Annotated in this window: 21 protein-coding genes; 3 read left to right on the top strand and 18 right to left on the bottom strand. The window is 43.7% G+C overall.

What is annotated here, in order from left to right:
* Positions 1-64: 64 nt before the first annotated feature.
* Positions 65-460: a nitrous oxide-stimulated promoter family protein gene (locus L3V35_RS01165; RefSeq protein WP_237298152.1), complete on the bottom strand. Its 396-nt coding sequence runs from the start codon at positions 458-460 to the stop codon at positions 65-67.
* A gap of 2 nt (positions 461-462) precedes the next feature.
* Entirely contained in the window at positions 463-978 is a 516-nt protein-coding gene (locus L3V35_RS01170) for a GNAT family N-acetyltransferase (RefSeq protein WP_237298153.1), read from the bottom strand.
* 97 nt (positions 979-1075) lie between these two features.
* On the opposite strand from L3V35_RS01170, the gene L3V35_RS01175 reads away from it, so the two are divergent.
* Positions 1076-1306, top strand: a complete 231-nt coding sequence (locus tag L3V35_RS01175; RefSeq protein ID WP_237298154.1) for a DUF2986 domain-containing protein — start codon at positions 1076-1078, stop codon at positions 1304-1306.
* A gap of 152 nt (positions 1307-1458) precedes the next feature.
* On the opposite strand, the gene L3V35_RS01180 is transcribed toward L3V35_RS01175, so the two are convergent.
* The 9 genes from L3V35_RS01180 to L3V35_RS01220 form a co-directional block, all read right to left on the bottom strand.
* Entirely contained in the window at positions 1459-2382 is a 924-nt protein-coding gene (locus L3V35_RS01180; protein WP_237298155.1) for an ABC transporter substrate-binding protein, read from the bottom strand.
* Between the two features lie 2 nt (positions 2383-2384).
* On the bottom strand, positions 2385-3260 hold the full coding sequence (locus L3V35_RS01185; protein ID WP_017075990.1) for a metal ABC transporter permease: 876 nt from the start codon (positions 3258-3260) through the stop codon (positions 2385-2387).
* A complete protein-coding gene (locus L3V35_RS01190) occupies positions 3260-3994 on the bottom strand; it encodes a metal ABC transporter ATP-binding protein (protein ID WP_237298156.1) in 735 nt (244 codons plus the stop codon). The genes L3V35_RS01185 and L3V35_RS01190 overlap by 1 nt, the downstream gene beginning before the upstream one ends.
* Positions 3994-4929 (bottom strand): zinc ABC transporter substrate-binding protein, encoded by a 936-nt coding sequence (locus L3V35_RS01195; RefSeq protein ID WP_237298157.1) that lies wholly within the window; start codon positions 4927-4929, stop codon positions 3994-3996. Before L3V35_RS01195 ends, L3V35_RS01190 begins: the two co-directional genes overlap by 1 nt.
* A gap of 49 nt (positions 4930-4978) precedes the next feature.
* Entirely contained in the window at positions 4979-5557 is a 579-nt protein-coding gene (locus tag L3V35_RS01200; RefSeq protein ID WP_237298158.1) for a hypothetical protein, read from the bottom strand.
* Complete coding sequence (locus L3V35_RS01205; protein WP_135458643.1) at positions 5554-5889, bottom strand: hypothetical protein; 336 nt, start codon at positions 5887-5889, stop codon at positions 5554-5556. Before L3V35_RS01205 ends, L3V35_RS01200 begins: the two co-directional genes overlap by 4 nt.
* A gap of 116 nt (positions 5890-6005) precedes the next feature.
* Positions 6006-6842, bottom strand: a complete 837-nt coding sequence (locus L3V35_RS01210) for a DUF4198 domain-containing protein (protein ID WP_102516694.1) — start codon at positions 6840-6842, stop codon at positions 6006-6008.
* Positions 6843-6936: 94 nt separating this feature from the next.
* A complete protein-coding gene (locus L3V35_RS01215) occupies positions 6937-7455 on the bottom strand; it encodes a DUF2271 domain-containing protein (RefSeq protein WP_065206167.1) in 519 nt (172 codons plus the stop codon).
* A gap of 97 nt (positions 7456-7552) precedes the next feature.
* A complete protein-coding gene (locus L3V35_RS01220; RefSeq protein ID WP_171308618.1) occupies positions 7553-8182 on the bottom strand; it encodes a PepSY-associated TM helix domain-containing protein in 630 nt (209 codons plus the stop codon).
* A 398-nt stretch (positions 8183-8580) separates the two neighbouring features.
* Between L3V35_RS01220 and L3V35_RS01225 the strand changes: the two genes are divergently transcribed.
* A complete protein-coding gene (locus tag L3V35_RS01225; protein WP_017082146.1) occupies positions 8581-8901 on the top strand; it encodes a hypothetical protein in 321 nt (106 codons plus the stop codon).
* Positions 8902-9075: 174 nt separating this feature from the next.
* Here L3V35_RS01225 and L3V35_RS01230 read toward each other — a convergent pair whose 3' ends face one another.
* The 7 genes from L3V35_RS01230 to L3V35_RS01260 all read right to left on the bottom strand — a co-directional run bounded on the left by L3V35_RS01230 (position 9076) and on the right by L3V35_RS01260 (position 16271).
* On the bottom strand, positions 9076-10254 hold the full coding sequence (locus tag L3V35_RS01230; RefSeq protein ID WP_054546809.1) for a hypothetical protein: 1179 nt from the start codon (positions 10252-10254) through the stop codon (positions 9076-9078).
* Complete coding sequence (locus tag L3V35_RS01235; RefSeq protein ID WP_054546808.1) at positions 10251-10871, bottom strand: energy transducer TonB; 621 nt, start codon at positions 10869-10871, stop codon at positions 10251-10253. The genes L3V35_RS01230 and L3V35_RS01235 overlap by 4 nt, the downstream gene beginning before the upstream one ends.
* A 19-nt stretch (positions 10872-10890) precedes the next feature.
* A complete protein-coding gene (locus tag L3V35_RS01240) occupies positions 10891-11295 on the bottom strand; it encodes a biopolymer transporter ExbD (protein WP_004731145.1) in 405 nt (134 codons plus the stop codon).
* Positions 11292-11852 carry a MotA/TolQ/ExbB proton channel family protein gene (locus L3V35_RS01245; RefSeq protein WP_004731144.1) on the bottom strand — a complete coding sequence of 187 codons (561 nt, stop codon included), beginning with the start codon at positions 11850-11852 and terminating at the stop codon, positions 11292-11294. The genes L3V35_RS01240 and L3V35_RS01245 overlap by 4 nt, the downstream gene beginning before the upstream one ends.
* Positions 11852-13228 (bottom strand): MotA/TolQ/ExbB proton channel family protein, encoded by a 1377-nt coding sequence (locus tag L3V35_RS01250; protein ID WP_237298159.1) that lies wholly within the window; start codon positions 13226-13228, stop codon positions 11852-11854. Before L3V35_RS01250 ends, L3V35_RS01245 begins: the two co-directional genes overlap by 1 nt.
* A complete protein-coding gene (locus L3V35_RS01255) occupies positions 13228-13995 on the bottom strand; it encodes a DUF3450 domain-containing protein (RefSeq protein WP_108156515.1) in 768 nt (255 codons plus the stop codon). Before L3V35_RS01255 ends, L3V35_RS01250 begins: the two co-directional genes overlap by 1 nt.
* 179 nt (positions 13996-14174) lie before the next feature.
* Entirely contained in the window at positions 14175-16271 is a 2097-nt protein-coding gene (locus L3V35_RS01260; protein WP_237298160.1) for a TonB-dependent siderophore receptor, read from the bottom strand.
* Between the two features lie 548 nt (positions 16272-16819).
* Here L3V35_RS01260 and L3V35_RS01265 point away from each other — a divergent pair.
* Entirely contained in the window at positions 16820-18124 is a 1305-nt protein-coding gene (locus tag L3V35_RS01265) for a dicarboxylate/amino acid:cation symporter (RefSeq protein WP_017093555.1), read from the top strand.
* The last annotated feature ends 125 nt before the right edge of the window (positions 18125-18249 follow it).

Consider the following 18249-nt stretch of genomic DNA (forward strand, 5'->3'; position numbering starts at 1 on the left):
AATCAGACCTTTTTTGTTTCGATTACTTTCACATTACACATACTTTCACACAGTAAACAATGTGTTACTTCTTTTTCATTCGGATATGGCGGTTCGACACATTCGGCAATGGCTTCTCTGGCACTTTTCGTTTTTCATGTATCAAATGTCGTATCGCTAAAATCGGATGCTTGAGTAGCATTCTTGGCCCAGCATATCGCATCACTAAACGCATCTGCTCTTTAGGGTCAGGCTTATAGCAATGAATTGGACACTTATTGCAGGTTGGTTTCGCCTCGCCATAAGGACAGCGATCAAGTCGTGTTTCGGCATAACGCAACAGTTGCTCACACTCTTCACATAACGCGTTGTCCAAACGAACGGCATCGTGATGATCTTTGCAATAGATGTGCACCATCGCGATAACGGTTTTGTACTCGGTTGCGAGTTCGCCTTGCAGAATATTGTTATGTTGAAACATGATTAATTACTCAGTGATAAACCGTACAGGTTGAGGTTGACGCTTTCACTTAACACGTCCTCGACTCGCTCAAACACAAAACCCAACTTAGTCAGCAGTGCGATGCTTCGAATATTATCAGAGGTCGTGATGGCAACTAAATGATCGATATCAGCATTATGTTGAGCTTGTTCAATTATCGCTTGTGCCGCTTCCTTTGCATAACCTTGGCCATAGACTTCAGGGACAAAACCATAACCAATATCATGCGCCTCTAGTGTGTCTCTTTTAATCAAACCACAGACACCGATTGGCGTTGAAGACTCTTTCATTTCGACCACTAGTAAACACACCCCCTTCTCTCTATACATCTTAAGAATGTTGTTTTCTATGTATTCAACAGCCTTGCCAGTATCTGTAATTTCCTTGTCTCCGATGTAACGCAAGAAATCTTCTGAGCTATATAATCGCTGAATAAACGCCGCATCTTGAGGTGCGATCATTCTTAATCGTAAGCGTGCGGTTTCGACTGCCTGCATAGTGATATTTTCCTTGCTGGATAGCATGTAAATATTGAGTTCTAGATCTAAAATGATTATCCTCCACCGCATAAACTAAATACAAGGCTATGCAGCAATGAACCGTAAGAAAAAAATCAATCAAATTCTAAAGAAAAGACAGAAACAGGCGACGTCTAAACTGCATGGTAGCAACAAGCCTCGCTATATTTCTAAAGCTGACCGCGCAAAAATGGAAGCTGAAGAGCAAGCAAAAGCCGCTCAAGAGCAAGCGGAAGGATCGGTAGAAGCTTCTGTTGAATCTGAAGAAGCTGGTATCGAAACTGAAGAGACAAAAGCTGCAGAGTAAGTTTTAAACTCTCAGTGTTCTTGCCCAGCACTCCGACCCAAAACTCTGATCAGAGCCAACGGACAAGAACAAAAAAAGCAGCCTCTATTTGGGCTGCTTTTTTGATCGTCTTTTTTGAACGAGCGGTTTATTAGCTAACTTGTTTTAGCCACTTAACCTTTGAAAGGCTCAACTTCCCAGCGAGCAAATGGCGCTTTTGCATTAATCCCTGCTCTTCCCCAACGGTCTACCGAATCAACAAAAAGAATTCGCTCATTCGGTACCAGTGACTTAATCAACGTCGTAGGCTTTTTTGCTGTCACTAACCATAGAGCATCGTCTTCTGAAAACATCGCTTTAAGCTTCGCTTTATCTTGCTCTGTCCATTCCAGTTCAGCTTTGAACATACGCGCTTCAACAAACAGTTGGCTACCCGAAGCGAAATCTTCCAAGCTTTCTGAAAGCAACAATACTGAATCTACGTCGTTATCCAATAACACCGCTTGTTGCTTGTTAATCAGTTCACGCACATCAAGCATTACACGCTGTAGGTTGCTATCAATGGTCTCAGCTTGCGCCGGCCACAACAACTTAAAGTCATCAGCCACAATTGCCGCCATACGCGTTAGATTGGTTGGGTTTAACCACGCGTATTTAGACACTTCACCATTTGATAACGTCAGCGCAGCGACACCTTGTGCTCGTGGAGTAGTCGCTTGAGCCGCATCCACCTCTACCAAACGGATGTTTCCCTGCCTTGCGTATACAAATGTAGGGTCAGCTTGCCAGATAGATGACAGCGTTAATGCAACGGTCGCCTTTTCACCTGACTTAAGCACCTTACTTGCGCCCTTAGTACCAAACCAGTTAGGCAAACGATCAATGCCGTAACGTTTTGGTGGTAGGTATTCAGTGGTAATATCGGTGCCTTTGGTGAGCTCAGTCGCTAACGCGTAAGTCACAGGCGTACTGGTGAGGATATCCTCTGCATTAGCGCTGATAGACACCATTGAGCCAGCCAACAATAGGCTGCTTAGTGCGCCCGCTTGAGTCGTTGCCTTCACTGAACTTGAAATACGATTCATTAAAGAAGTCATGATTATGCCTTTCTTACAATTCGGTATAGCGTTGCCGCTAAGAAAAACGTTGCAGAAACGATGATAATTGAAGCGCCAGATGGCACTGGAAGTTTTAACTCCATAGGCAACACCGTCCCAACCAAACATGCGATGGTTGCCAGTAACGCAGACAGTAAAACAAAGCTGCCCATGCGTTTTGTCAACAGTCGAGCCGTCGCGCCTGGGATGAGCAGTAATGCCCCAACAAGAACCGCACCCACGATCTTCACTGCTGCAATCGTCACTAAGGTGATCATCATGACAAACAAGTAGTCATAAAAGCTGGTGTTATAGCCACGAACCTTGGCAATATCAGGGCTAATACAAGTCAAAAGAATACGGTTGAACGTCGGTATCAAGAGCAAAATGATGATCGCGCAGCTGCCTGCGAGAATTGCTAAATCTTGGTCTGTTACTGTCAGAATCGATCCAAATAACACGTTCTCAAGCATGTGGATATTGATCTTACGTGCTACGTACATCAGCAATGCCGCGCCTACTGCCAATGCTAGCGCTAGAAACACACCAACTAAGGTGTCATATGGCACGTTGGTTCTGTTTCTTACAAAGTGAAGAAGCAAAGCGAAGATCATACAGAAGCTAAACAAGCCAATAATTGGGTTTTCTGGTGGCTCACCAAGCAGAACACCGATAGCGATGCCGGTTAAAGCCGCGTGGCCGACAGCTTCAGAGAAGAAAGCCAGACGCTTTGCAATCACCAAAGTACCAAGGCCACCTAGTAACGGGCCCAGTAATAATGCAGCAACCAGTGCATTCACCATGAACGCATACATGAAGCTGTCTGATAACCAACCCGCTTCGACGCCACTTACGGCAAGTTGTCGTAACCATTCCATTACGCAACCTCCTTCGATTTAGCGATGGTTGCACCACTGCTGTAGTGCTGGAATAAGCTTTCAATTTTACTTGGGTGCAGTACTTGTTCATGTGAACCACTATCTACCAAGAATCGATTCACGACATGTACGTTAGCTTCAAGGCGACGCACTGCGGTTACATCGTGGTGAACCGCAAGAATCGTGCGACCCTCGTCAACACATTCACGAATCAGCGATTCAAGATAACGAACGCCCTGCTCATCCATACCGGTCGTTGGTTCGTCCAACACCAATAGACTTGGGTTATCCAATAGCGCTTGAGCAAACAACACACGTTGCTGCTCACCACCCGACAACTGTCCCATTCGGCGATCGCTACGTGTCGCCATACCGACGCGATCCAATTGCGCTAATGCGAGCTCCAACTGCTTAGACTTACGACGCCAAAATAGCGGAATTCGAGTTTGGTTAAGCAGTACGAAATCCATTACCGTCAGGGGTAAGCTCGATTCGAAGGTCGCTTTTTGAGGAACGTAACCAATACTTGGCTTTTCTGGCCAATGAATATTGATTTGCCCAAAGAAAGGCGTCAAACCAAGAACAGAGCGCAGCAAAGATGTTTTACCTCCGCCGTTTGGCCCCATGATCACATGGCACTCACCTGCTTTAAGTTCTAATGATATATCGTCAAGAATGACGTTGTTGTCGTATTGCAGACCAAGTTGATTGATTGAAATTGATGGACCTAGCATTATGCGTTCCCGCTTTTAGCTTGGTTCGCCGCCGCAAACTTCATTGCTTCGATTAACGTCTCTAGGTTCTTCTTCATTTCGACTGCGACTTTGTCGTCTTCATATTCGCCGTGCGTCATGTGAGAGAAACGGTAAAGCTGAACGCCCGTTTCCGCTTCAATGGTGTCAACAAAACGGTTTGGCATGTTGAGCTCATAGAACAGCACATCAATACCCGATGCGCGGATCTTTTCGATCGTTTCTTGCAGTTGGCTAGCACTTGGTTCAACACCGTGTGCAGGCTCAATCACCGCCGCCACATCTACACCAAACTCTTGAAGGATATAGCCGTAAGCATTGTGCGTGGTCGCTACTTTCATGCCTGATGTGTCGAGCTCACCTAATGACAACATCGCATCACGCTTCATAAAACGAAATTGCTTGGCGTACTTACGTGCGTTCTTGCGATAAAACGTAGCGTTGTCTGGGTCAAGCTTAGAGACTTCACTGGCGATGGTGTAAACCTTTTGAATCGTTGTCGAAAGCCCAACAAACGTATGCGGATTCACAGCACCTTGACCAACAGACTGACCAAGAGCAGGAAGCAAAGGCACTTCTTTGTTTGCTTCGATAACCACTAAGTCATCACGTTGCGCGGCTGAGATTACTTTTAGTGCGAAGTCGTCATGGCCAATACCGTTTACTACGATTGCATCCATCTGGCTCAATCGCTTCAAATCATTCGGTTGTGGTAAGTAGTTATGCGGATTAAACCCAGCATCAACCAATGGAAGAATGTTCACTTTGTCACCCACCACGGCTTTTACGTAGCTGAAATAAGGCTGAAGGGTTATGCCAATCGTCAGCTTGTCGCTGTCGATCTTGTATTCTTTTGCCAATGCATTGGGTGTCATTAACACCGCCAATAACGACATGAACAGAGTCATAATTCGCATAGTAAATCTCTTATTATTTTTGAACATTTTGTTTCTCGAGAATCTGGGGTTAATGAGAAGAAGCATCATGCTGATCAGCAACTTCTGACTCATTCACCACCAGCTTCCAACCGGTAGACTCAAGCGTGTGTTGGTCAAAAGTATCTGGCTGTTTCGCTACACCACCGAAGAAGATCCAGATTTCAGGAGAAACGCTGTTCGCGTTTAAAATAAACGAGTCTGCAAAGCCATGATCGTTTGATGTAGCGTATTCGCTTGACGTCGAAAAATAGTAACCACGCTCGTCCAATAGCCAAGCATGAGAACCTTTGCGCTTCCAACTCTGGTCTTCAACAAATGGCGCGACCCATTCATCTTTAAGTGACACAACACTTGGCCATTCGCCATCAGAGTCCATACGCAGGTCGCGAATCTCTTCATGAGCCAAACGCAGCTCTGATAACATAGCCAAGTTTTCTTGCTCAACATCGGTCACTAAGATTTGATGATCAAGTACCGCTTCGATATGCGATTCTGCTTGATGAAATGGGATAGCTATCGTGGCAAAACTCAATATAAAAACAATGATCAGCCCTACCCATTTGCCTTCTCTGCCACCCGTGTCAGCACGTACGCCTTGAATCATCATTTCTCGCTGATCTCAACAACATCGACTTCAACAGGAAACTCATGGCCTGAATCGAATACAAGGTAGAACTCAGTGTCAGGATTTGGGAATTCAACGATAGAGCGTTTATCTGTCATCTCTTTTGCAATCAAGTTGTCTTCGTAATCGTACATCTCAACCGCGTAATCAATCGCTTTACTGCCATCAGAGTAACCCGCTTCACAGGCCACGGTTTTATCTTCAAACCAGCAACTCATCAGTGGAAAGTGTGCTTGCGCAGGTAATGCAGCGAAACCAAGTCCCAGTGCCAAGCATGGAGTGATTATCGATTTTAGTTTTGTTTTTATTGTCATGGTTCGTACCCTAGCCACAGTGCAAATTCTCAGAAGTAAACTGAGCGATAAAGGGCTCAAATGAGCCCTTAAGTTTTTTGGTCGTTTAATCAGGGATCGAGCCCCGATATCACCGATTATTGAAGCAGTGTTTCGAACGTTAAGTGAACGTTCGCGCTCGCTTTATCAGCCAGTGGGTTGTCAATCAACTCACCTTTGTAATTCGCTTTCATTACGTAACGACCCGCTACGTCTGGAGTAAATGTAATTTCACCGTTCTCATCGCTCACTACATCAATCTGCTCTTGGTGATTGCGGTAAAGCGTACCTTCACGAGTGATCTCCGCTTTTACATCTTTCTGGATTTCACCGTTGTAGAAGAATTGGAATGTCACCGGTTCACCTTCAATGATGTCTGAAGGGTGCGTTACTGGCTTCATTTCAAGTAGCTTGCCTTCAATTTTAAATACTGAATCCGATGGCTTGCCCACTGTGATGTAGCTTTCTGCACGAGTGAAGCTAATTTGTGTTACCACGTCACGCGACTTTTCAGGAAGAACTGAATCACGTTCCGCTTTGTTTGCTTTGATCCACTTTACAGTGTCACGACGGCCCGCTTTGTATTGCGTGTAGTAAGAAGGCTCATTGTTGATCGCCACTTTGTGCGTGCCTTCTTCTTCAAAGTAGAAATCAAAGATTGAACGACGTTTACCGCGAATAACAAAGTTTGGACGCTCGCTGCGACCGTCTGGCATGATGACATGAGCGTTTTCACTGCCTGCTGGCTTATCGAAAACGAACGTACCGTGAGATGCAGTCACGTCGAACGTTAGCCAGTCACCGCCTTCTTTCGATACAGTAAAGTGAGATGGTAGTATCCAACGCGGGTGAGCTTGTGCTGTTGTCGTTGCGGCTAGGCCGAATGCCATCACACCCGCTAGTGCAAGTGCTTTGATTTTTGTTTGTTTCATCATGTTCAATTCCATTATTTATAATTGTTAGCCGTGTCGCTCTATCTGAGCCTACGATGACTGCTGTCTATTCTGTTCAGTTTGCTATTCGCACTTGTTATTTAGCGATGTAGTTCAGAGTGATTTCACCCGTCTCTTCCGTCGCCTTTAGCTCATAAGAAGCGTTTGAATCTGTTAGCGATACTTTTTGACGAAGGTAATTACGGCCACCATGTTCACGAACAACTTCGATATGAACCGTGTACTCGCCCTGTTCTAGAGTTTGGCCATCATCGCTCTTACCATCCCAAACGAAGCGGTACTGGCCAGCAGGGCGCGTTGCAGACGTCACTGCATCAACCAATTCACGATCGTAACGCCCAACCTTTCTCCACCAGCTACGTAAATCTTTAAGCCATTCATCTTTACCGACCCAAAGCTCAATGGTTTTCACTGACTTTCGTTCGCTGTTCTCTACCCACACCGCCACATAAGGACGTGCGTACATAGAGGTATCAATCTTTGGCAGCTTAAAGTTCACATCAAGTTTTGCCGTATCAGGGATCGCTTGTGCCATACCTAGGCTTGGCAAAAGAGATAAAGCAAGAAGCACCTTGCTCCAGTTCATTTTTTTCATGTTTAACAACCTTTTAAATCCGTTTAACCTTTAGTTCGTTCTTCAAGCTGATTAACCAAACTGACTCATCAACCTGATTGCTCAAGCTAATTGAGAGTTAAGGCACGGCGACAAAATAGATAGCAAGAGAGATTGCAGACCCAAACACCGTCCATTTAATGGAGGTATTGAGCGTTTTTTTCTTAGGTAACAATAAGCACACGCCAGTCAGCACAAAAAAGATCATCAGCAAAGCAGTGATATCGATGAACCACTTCCAAACTTCACCGCTGTTACGGCCTTTGTGTAGGTCGTTCAAAAGCGCGATAACGCCGTAATTGGTGGTTTCGACTTCCACCATTTCAGACGTCACGTCAACGAACACAGAGGCGTTGTAGCCTGGTCCTTTGAAGTCCATAGACACTTCGCCGATGAGCAACTCACCGTTTTCAATCTCTGCGTAGATGTCTAAACCTGAAGGAACGCCAGATAAGTTGGCTTCTTCAAACAAAAACGTTTCAAAGGTCGTTTCGTCGGCTTTCAATCGTCCTTCTTGTATCGTGAATAAATTCGCAGGAAGCGTTAACGTTGACCGTTGGATATTGGGTTGTGTTGATTCAAATAACTCAGGGCGATTAAGGGTGATGCCTGTCACTGAGAAGAAAAGAACAACGAACAGAAGCGCCATTGAAATATAAACATGAAGTCGACGAGCCCATGATTGAACCGCCCTACTTTTTAACGACATACAAACCAATACCTATAAATTTTATGGCGTCAATTTAGTTGATAATCATTCGTATTGGCATTCAATTTACATTGTTTACGTTTGCCGAGCAGCGTAAAGAAATTTACATAACATTACATGGGAAGTAATCGAACTGTTTATCTACTCTGTTAACATGTAAATCTTGTTAACGTTTAGAGTTGGTGGTAATAACTGGTTAAAACGTCAATCTGATTTAGCCGAAAGATCATAGATAGAAACCAATAGGTGGATACACCGTGCATTCAAGGAAAGAAAACTGGAAGTATTTAGAACTGAGATCACTATCAAGATCATTAACATCACGATCTGTTCAAGAGTAGTTTAAGCTTATTGTCTATAAAAAGAGCATGGCGATACATGTTTAAAAGGATTTTGAAATGCGTATTATTATTTTAGCTTTTACCCTGTTGGTAACGGCTTGTACTAGCCAAATTATCGGCACTGACGAACATATCGAGAGTTATATCGGCTCCAATATTGCCGACGCCCAAAAGTTATATTTAACGCCTCACTCTCAAGCTGTTTCATTTTGGGAGTCGCGCACGTTTGCTTGGGTAGAAACTCAAACCCCACTCGAGAATGGCGAAACACAACATGCTTTCAAAAATCCCTATCGTGACTGCACTATCAACTGGGTTGCTGACCAAAACGGAATGATCATCGCGGGATCGCACAGTGGCGAGATGTGTAGCCCTTAATTTTGCCTTTGCTCATACCTCGCTCAAACACCAAGGCCTAATGAAGCACTAAGGCTCAATTTTATTCAATATATAAAAAAGGGCGTCATTTGAACGATCAAATGACACCCTTTTGCTTTTCTTATTTCTAGCTTCTATGTGCTGTCTCTTATCTTCTTTTTTAGCTATCAGCAGTTAGACATTTCCGTTATCACTAACTGTTCTTAGCTGAGTCAGATATTTAATCCAACCTTTTGCTTCAGAAGATGGTTCAATGTTGTTCGCACGCTTCGCTTGAGCAAGGGCGTTATCTAAGTTCTTTAACTTATACCATGAGCGCACTTTTGCTAATGCAACGTCGGCCTGTTTGTTTTTGTCTTTCACTTTGTCTAAAACAACCAGCGCTCGGTCGTAGTAACCTTGCTGAACCAATAGTTGAGCCACATTCCAATGATATTGAGTGTCTTTTTTAGACGCTAGCGTCCACACTTCAATCGCATTGTCCCACTCTTTCGCTAGCTGCCAGTAAGTTGCTTGCTCCGCCAGAAGTTGAACGTCGCTGTTCGCATCATCTAGCTTGCTAATTTCTTGTGCTGCGCGTTCTGGAATGCCGCGTTTCGCGTAAAGCTGTGCTAACAAGCGGCGATCTGAGTTTTTCAGCTCAACACCTTGTAGATCAGCCAGCGCTAATGTGTTCAATGCATCACGATTACGTTCTAATCTTAGCTGAATACCAACAAGTTGACGCCACCAGTTATCTTTCTCTGGTTGAAGTTCAATGAGGCTTTCCAGTGTTGGAATAGATTGCTTCCACTGCTTTAACTGAAGCTGTGCGCCCAATTTCAGCGATAGAGGCGACAACTCTGCTTTTGAATTGAATTTGTCTCGATTACCGATGGCTACTAGGACTTTCGACCAGTTTTCAATTTGGTATTCAGCTTGTGCAATTCGCATCCAAAGCGTGTCTTTCTTTTCTTTTTCTGGCGCTGTTTTTACTAACTGATAATAGTGCGGAAGCGCGTTTTTAAACTGCTGATCGTTCAACAACAAATCAGCCAGCATGCGTTTCGTTATCCAAGCCTGTTCATCAACCAGCAAATTGCTGTCGACCGCATAAGTAAGCTGCTTAATTGCCGTGTCGGTTTTGCCATCTTGCCAGTAAAACACACCAAGCATACGAGCTACGTACGCTTTGTCGTAGCCTTTAGAAAGCTCCAAGCCTGCAAGAACGTCAATCGCCTGTTTAACCTGTTCATCTTGAGCAAGCTTGTGCGCTTTTTGAACACGAATAGCAGTATATTGAGTTAGCTCTTTTGCTTGTGTTGTAAGGGGCATTAACAACACGCCCACTAATATCCATATCTGTTTCATCATTTTGCCAACTTAAACTCTAGTTTCACGGTTTGACCAACCTGAGCTATCGCTTTTCCATCGACGACTTTCGGTTGATATTTCCATTTTTTAAGTGCTCTCATCGCTTCACGTTCAAACATACGACGTGGGTTTGCGTCAGTGACTTGAATATCAACTGGGCGCCCCGTCTCATCGATAGTAAAAGACATAATGACATGACCTTCAGCGCCACGCTTAAGCGCCTTCGCTGGGTAACGAGGTTCTACTCGATACAGAGGCATTGCCTGTTGGTTTGACCCAAAATCAGAAAATGTCGGCGCGTTAATCGCTAGACCATCAACAGATGTATTCAAATCCAATGAAGGCAGTGAAGACATCGAATTCAGAGGCGTAACTTCAGCCTGTGACTGAGACGTTTGCGCTTCTGGTGGTGGTTCTGGCATTTCTGGCTGTTCAGGAACGGCACGTTGTCTTCTTTGAACGTCTTGTTCTTGTTCCACCATCACCATGTTGAAACTTAAAGTCTCACCACTTTCTGGAGAACGTTGATGGCCATTATCAACCATCCAAGCCATGAAGGAAAACAGAGCTAAACCCAGTGCCCCCGCTATCGGTAAGGCAAGAAAAAGGCGAATCATTTATAAAGATCCTCCAAGATCATCGCTTTTCAGCAGCAAGCGCAATGTTTTTCACACCGGCACCTTTAGCGGCGTCCATCACTTTTACAACAGTTCCGTTATAAGCGTGTTCATCCGCTTGAATGACCAAAGAAGCATCAGGTTGTTCTAGCAATAAATGTTCTAACGTCGCTTGAACACGTTCAACATCGACAACACGTTTATCGATGAAGATATCATTCGCAGACGTAATCGCAACAAAGATGCCCGCATCCTTTTGGCTTACTACGTTAGACGCTTGTGGGCGATTGACTTCAACCCCTGATTCACGAACAAATGAACTGGTCACAATAAAGAAAATAAGCATGATAAAGACAATATCAAGCATCGAAGTAAGGTCTATTTGAGCCTCTTCATTTTTAGAATGACGTCGACCGAGTCTCATCGTTGACTCCTTAAAGATTTTTCTAATTTCAATTCTAAGCGGTTACACACTTTCGCTAAACGAGCGTGAACAAACATGCCCGCTAATGCAGCAACCATACCTGCCATGGTTGGCAGTGTTGCCAACGAGATACCTGAAGCCATCAATTTAGGGTCACTGCTTCCTTGAGTCGCCATGACATCAAAAACAGAGATCATACCGGTAACGGTACCTAACAAGCCCAACATAGGACAGATAGCGACTAACAGCTTAATAAAATTCAAGTTTTGGTTAAGCAAGATACTCGCTTGCCCTAACCAACCTTCACGTATGGCTTTAGCATGCCAAGAAGAGTGATCTTCTCTTTCATGCCACTTTGTAATCCAAGCTTGGCGTTGTTTTGGAAAATAGAACGCAAGATAAAGCACGCGTTCTACCACAAGCACCCAATACACTAGGACAACAGCCGCTAGCCACCACAGGACGAAACCGCCCTGCTCCATAAAGCTTGATAAAGACAGCAGCCAGTCACTCGTTAACCAACTCGCTGGTAATAGAGAACCCGACAAAATATCCATTACGCAGCAGTCCCAACTGGTGAAACAACAGGTTTTGATTCAACCGTCTTTTCTGCCTGTTCAGCAACAAGACCAATCCCTTGTTTCTCAAGAATATTGCGAATGTTCTCTGATTGAGTGCTAAGAATGTTATGTGCCAGTAGTAGTGGCATTGCAGCAACAAGACCAAGTACGGTTGTTACAAGCGCCATCGAAATACCACCCGCCATCACTTTAGGGTCGCCATTGCCAAACTGTGTAATCACTTGGAATGTTTCGATCATGCCGGTTACGGTGCCCAACAATCCAAGCATTGGTGCGAGTGCTGCTAGAAGTTTTAGCATCGATAAACCTTTCTCTAAATGAGTCTGTTCATCAACGACGGCTTCTAAAAGGCGCAGTTCTAAAGCTTCAACGGTTTGGTTTTGCTCTTTGCTGTAAACCGCAAGAACACGACCAAGCGGGTTATTACCCGGTTGTTCAGGGTTCTTAAGTTGTGCGCGAATTTTATGACGAGCGATAGCCAAAGAAATACCACGAACCAATGCGATCATTAAACCAATTGCCAACAAGCCAAGAATCACTTTACCAACAACACCACCCGCTTGAAGGCGATCAGTTAGGCTTGGTTCCAAAGCTAATTGTTCTAGCATGAATCCACGAGACGGATCGACTACCACGTTAGACACTTCGCCATTAGCTAATGTAGACAGCGACGCCAGTGTTGGACCTTTTGATGGCTGCTTCAAATAAACAATCGCATCTTGGTGCTTAGAGTCCCACCATACGTAACCTGGTTCTGCAACCAAACCAATAGAACCTAAGCGGTAAACTTCTGCACTTTCAGTTACTCCCTCATCATTAACAAGAGAAACAGTCGATTTGCTTATCTCCGAGCTCGCTTGAATTTGCTCCATCATGCTTAACCAAAGACCTGTTAATTGAGACATCGAAGGCAATGATTTAGCGTCCACGATGTCATAAACAGTTTCTGTGTAAACAGCTCGATCGACATTAGTAACGGTGTCAGATAGTTCATGATCGAGATCTTTCGCGTTTTGTCTTACAACTCCAAACAATTCACCTAAGCTACCAGTCTCTAAACGCAGTTTCTCTTCTAAACGAGCCAGTTTGTTTTCGTTATCACTAAATGTGCTCGTTAGAACGTCTGTCGCGTTTTGAACCGATGTACGTTTCGCATCAAGCTGTGCTTTGATGGCTTTGAGTTCTTGTTCTGTCTTTTTGAAGTCAGCCTCACGCACCACGTTGTGAGAAGCTTGAGTGCGGCTTTCTGATTTTGCTTTATTAACTAGTTGAGCAGTCGTGTCTGATGCAGAGAAAGCAGAAAATGAAATGGACGTAATGCAAAGCAATGCTGCTAATGGCTTAAAGTTCATTACTTAACCTCCGCAACAGTTAAAGAAACAGGTAAAGTGATTAAGCTTGGAGATGCTTGCTTGTTAGCAATATCGTACGCTTTGTCCAACTCAGATTTCATCGAAGAATCAAGCTCTTGCCATTGGGCGCTATTTTGATCCCAAGACCAATATTGAGTACCATTCAAGTTACGAGCGACTAGTGAAATACGTCCAAGATGCAAAACGTCAACTTCAAGTACTTTATCTTTACTTAATTCGACACGGCTTGAATAAGAACTGAGCTTAATACCGTAATCCACTTCAATTTGATACGCCTCTAAGATACGGCGATATTTTTCAGCGTCGCTGACATCAGCACGAGTTATCATCGCTTTCAGCTTTTCAACGCGACGCAGACGGCTCTTTTTCTTGAAAGGAAGATCACTTTCAATAACTTCTTGGAGGCCATCGATCATCTTGTACATTAAAGGCACAACACCTTGACGTGTTAGCTTAATTTCATCGATCTGCCCTTCAATGCTCTGAGCTTCTTGATTCTGGCTTTCAACCAGTGCGGCAAGGTGATCGTGGTAGATTTCTAAGTTTTTAACTTCTTCTTGCAGTCGCTCAATCTCAGCTTGCAGCATTAGAGTCGCTTGTGAGCTTTTATCAATAACCTTTTGGCTCGAAGCCGACGCGTTATTGGTCTTGTTTTGAATTGATTGAGCTTGATCCAAGCTGTTTGCCATAGAAGACGTTGCAAACAAACTGATGGCAAGCGCTAGGCTAGTTTTTAAAAGATTCATAATTGTCGTCATTTACTATAAGAAGAAGGTCAAATGAGTTTTATTGATAAGCAGTCTCATTATCATTAAAAGTCACTCGCATTACTAGGGATATTTTTACTAAATAGCAGAATCACGAAAGGGGAAAGTCGAAACCTTCCCCTTAGTATTTAAGCTATCAATGACACCCTACAAACAAATTAGTATTTAACCTGCAGTGTTGCCATGTAGTTGCGGCCTTCGCCAATGACTACACCGTCAGCATATACCTGACCATTGATTACATCAGTTGAGCCACCGCCGGCTAAGTAATCCGTATCAAATAGATTCTCAACATTAAACCTAACGATCATATCTAAATCAGCGTCATATTTAAGCGTGTATGCAACACCCATATCAACACGGGTGTAACCGTCTTTTTTGAATGTATTAGCATCATCGCCATAACGTGACCCTTCATAGATAACGCCAACGTTTACATCAGTCGCATTGGTAACAGAGTATTTAGACCAAAGGCTCGCTGAGAACTCAGGAACATCTGCTGGACGGTTACCAGCATAAGTTTCATGATTAACAATTTCAGCATCTAGGTACATAGTAGAGCCACTAAGTGATAGCTGTTCTGTAATAAAGCCCTGAGCTGAAATTTCGGCACCACGGTGATGTTGTTCACCAGATTGTGTCTTAGTGTAATCACCGTTCGACTCTTTAACATCAAGTGCGATGCTATCTTGGGTAATATCAAAAATCGCACCGGAAACGAATAGGCTGTTATCCATAAGCTCCCATTTCGTGCCAGCTTCGTATGACTTACCTACTTTAGCGTCAAGAAGTTCGCCATCATTCGTATAAGTTCGACGACCACTTGAAACCATGCCTTGAGGCTCGAAACTTTCAGAATAACTTAAATAAACACTACCGTTTTCCGCTGGGTGATAAATAGCACCTAACTTCGGAGAAACATGTTCTTCTGCAACACCATTTGCAACTTTACGATCAAAACGCACGCCCGCTAAAACTTGCCATTGTTCATTTATTGAAATTAGGTCTTGAGCATAAAAACCCCAAGAATCATAAGAACTGAAAGTATGACGGTCATTGCCGCTCAACGTTGGTGTACCCACACTTTCACCAGGAGCAACATCTACTGAGTTATAACCCAATTGGTCGCGCTTGTAGCTATAACCTAACCAGTTTGAGCCAACCAAGAATTGGTGTTCCATACCTACCAACTCAAAGTCACTAACTACGTCTAAATAAGCAGTACGAAAACGCCAATTATCTTGACGATGGCTACCACCATGAGAAACCGTACCAGTTCCATCAGGGTTTAAGTTGTCGAAGCCCGGAAAGCTTTCTACATCAGTACGCTCAAAATCTTGGTAATTAAAGCCAGTACTCAGTCGAATTGAATCAGTAAGGTTAGCATTAACATCGATACCAACATTCTCTACGTCATTTTCAATCTCAGACCATTGAGCGTCCCAAATATGCTTATCGCTACCGACTTGTTTACCATCAACAAATAGTGCACCTGAGTCAACACTTCCATCATCATTCGTACGGTCGTAGTGAAGTGACACAAGTACGTCTTCTGTAACATCATAATCAACGAAAAGACCACCAACTAACCTTTCAGTTTGTGGCTTCGAACCATCACCATATTCGCGCCATGAGCTATAACTTTCTTTAGCTATAACGGTACGAGCTCGCAATGTCTGAGCTTCGTTGAGACTACCACTTACGTCCACTACTGTACGTGAGTGATCATTTGAACCAATATCTTGACTTACACTTACTTGAGTTTCATAAGTTGGTTTTTTAGATACCATGTTAATCAAACCACCAGGAGCTGACTGACCATAAAGTAGACCTGAAGGACCTTTTACTACTTCAACTCGCTCAAGTAATTCAATAGGTTGACGGTAGTGAGACCAATGTTGTTTGCCATCACGAAGAAAACCCGAAGAACTTTCTAGATCGAACCCACGTAAAGAGAAACGCTCTCGGTTACGGCTTGTACCACCAGCACTAACACTTGCATCGTTTTGTAAAACTTCGCCCAGAGTACTAGCACGTTGTTCATCGATTAGCTGTTCATCAATGATCGAAATTTGTCCTGGAGTCTCTAATTGAGTCGCCTCCATGCGCATTGCTGTTGTATTTGTGTCGGCCTTGTAACCATAGTCACGACCTTCAACAACCATGTGCTCGTCTGTTTTTGCTGTTTCTGCCAATACTGCTGGTGAAGCTAATACTGCGCCGATCACTAAGGCCAATGGGCTCTTTGAAAACATGTCCTTTACTCCGCTTTTATTCTTTTGTACGAGCACTTTGTTATTTATTCGATGTGCTCGGTTGAACCGTTTCCGGTACCACTGAATCATTTCGGGAGTGAATATAAGTGATAATTATTACCATTTGCATTAAATTTACATTCTTTGCATTCGTAAAGATTTGTAAAGCCCACTGAACGCACACTTTCTTTAGCTCAACAAAATCAATTCAATACGTTAATTGAGCGTGCAGATCTGTAAACATGAATTCAACATTTCACTATAAGGTCATTGGCCTGGTCAATCTAAGCAGCCAAGATCAATACAAGTACTGTCTTGTCTTATTTACTACCTTTGAAACAACTGATTTATGTATAAAACCCTCGATAAATGTAAATAAATGGTGAATTATTTTGTTTTCATTTGTTTAATTTATACAATTATCAGTGACTCTGATCACATCTATAATTTCAAACCCATTTTTTGTTTTTCGATTTGATCAACCGACTGCTAATCTCCCGCTCACTTTGAAAAGGTATCAAAGTTATAAATAATAAGGAGTGTTCTAAATGAATACCAAGAAACCTATGTCTCTAACTGGTCGAGTTATCCTCGGTATGGTCGTGGGCATATTAACGGGATTTGCCATTCAATCCCTTTTTGCAGACAGCGGATTTGTTAACAACTACATCGTTAACGGACTCTTTGAAGTAGGCGGGCAGATTTTTGTCGCCAGTTTAAAAATGCTTGTTGTGCCTCTAGTCTTCGTTTCACTAGTGTGCGGTACGAGCTCTCTTAAAGATTTATCAACTCTTGGCCGTATGGGTGGCAAAACGCTTGCACTTTATATCGGTACCACAGCCGTTGCTATCACTCTAGCACTCACTATCGGTAACCTGTTCCAACCTGGAGCTGGTGCGGATCTTACTGCTGCGAGCTCTTTCAAATCAGCGGATGCCCCTTCTTTGGGCCAAGTAATCATCGACATGTTCCCAACCAACCCTATTCAGGCGATGGCTGAGGGCAAAACGTTACAAGTTATCGTATTTGCTGTGTTGTTTGGTATTGCAATCAGTGCAGCGGGTAAACCTGGCGAGCGTATCGCTGCGGTTTTCTCTGATTTGAACGAAGTGATCATGAAGCTTGTTGCGCTACTGATGAACCTTGCGCCTTATGGTGTGTTCTTCTTGATGGCGAAGCTGTTCTCCGGCCTTGGTTTAAGCGCAATCTGGAACCTAGCAGAATACTTCTTAGTACTTGCAGGTACCCTACTCCTACACGGTTTGGTTACTTACAGTGCGATGCTAAAAGGTTTCACAGGTTTAAGCCCTATTACGTTCCTACGTAAAATGGAAGATGCCATCATGTTCGCATTTTCAACGGCTTCTTCGAATGCGACGATTCCAGTAACAATGGAAACGGCTAAAAACCGCATGGGCGTTGACAACAAAGTCGCTTCTTTCACTGTACCACTAGGTGCAACAGTGAACATGGACGGCACTGCTATCATGCAGGGTGTTGCAACGGCGTTTATCGCACAAGCCTACAACATTGACCTTACTATGGGTGACTACTTGATGGTTATCCTAACAGCGACATTGGCGTCTGTTGGTACTGCAGGTGTTCCTGGTGTTGGTCTTGTTATGCTAGCAATGGTATTGAACCAAGTTGGTCTACCGCTTGAAGGTATCGCGCTTATCATGGGTGTTGACCGCCTTCTTGATATGATTCGTACCGCAGTAAACATCACAGGTGATAGTGCCGTAACTATCATTGTGGCGAAGTCTGAAGGTTCTTTTGACGAAGCTCGCTTCAATGACCCTGCGGCTGGTGAGAAAGAAGAAGAAGTTAAGCTAACACGCCAACAGGCATAATCTAGCTTTTCTGTCGCTCTTACCTTCAAGCTGAGGCGTAATTAATGGCTATACCTTAGCTGATAATGAAAAGCGTATAAACAAAAACGCCACTGCATCTGCAGTGGCGTTTTTGTTTGGGCTAT

The sequence above is a fragment of the Vibrio sp. L5-1 genome (genome assembly GCF_021728315.1).
Classification (GTDB): domain Bacteria; phylum Pseudomonadota; class Gammaproteobacteria; order Enterobacterales; family Vibrionaceae; genus Vibrio; species Vibrio splendidus_K.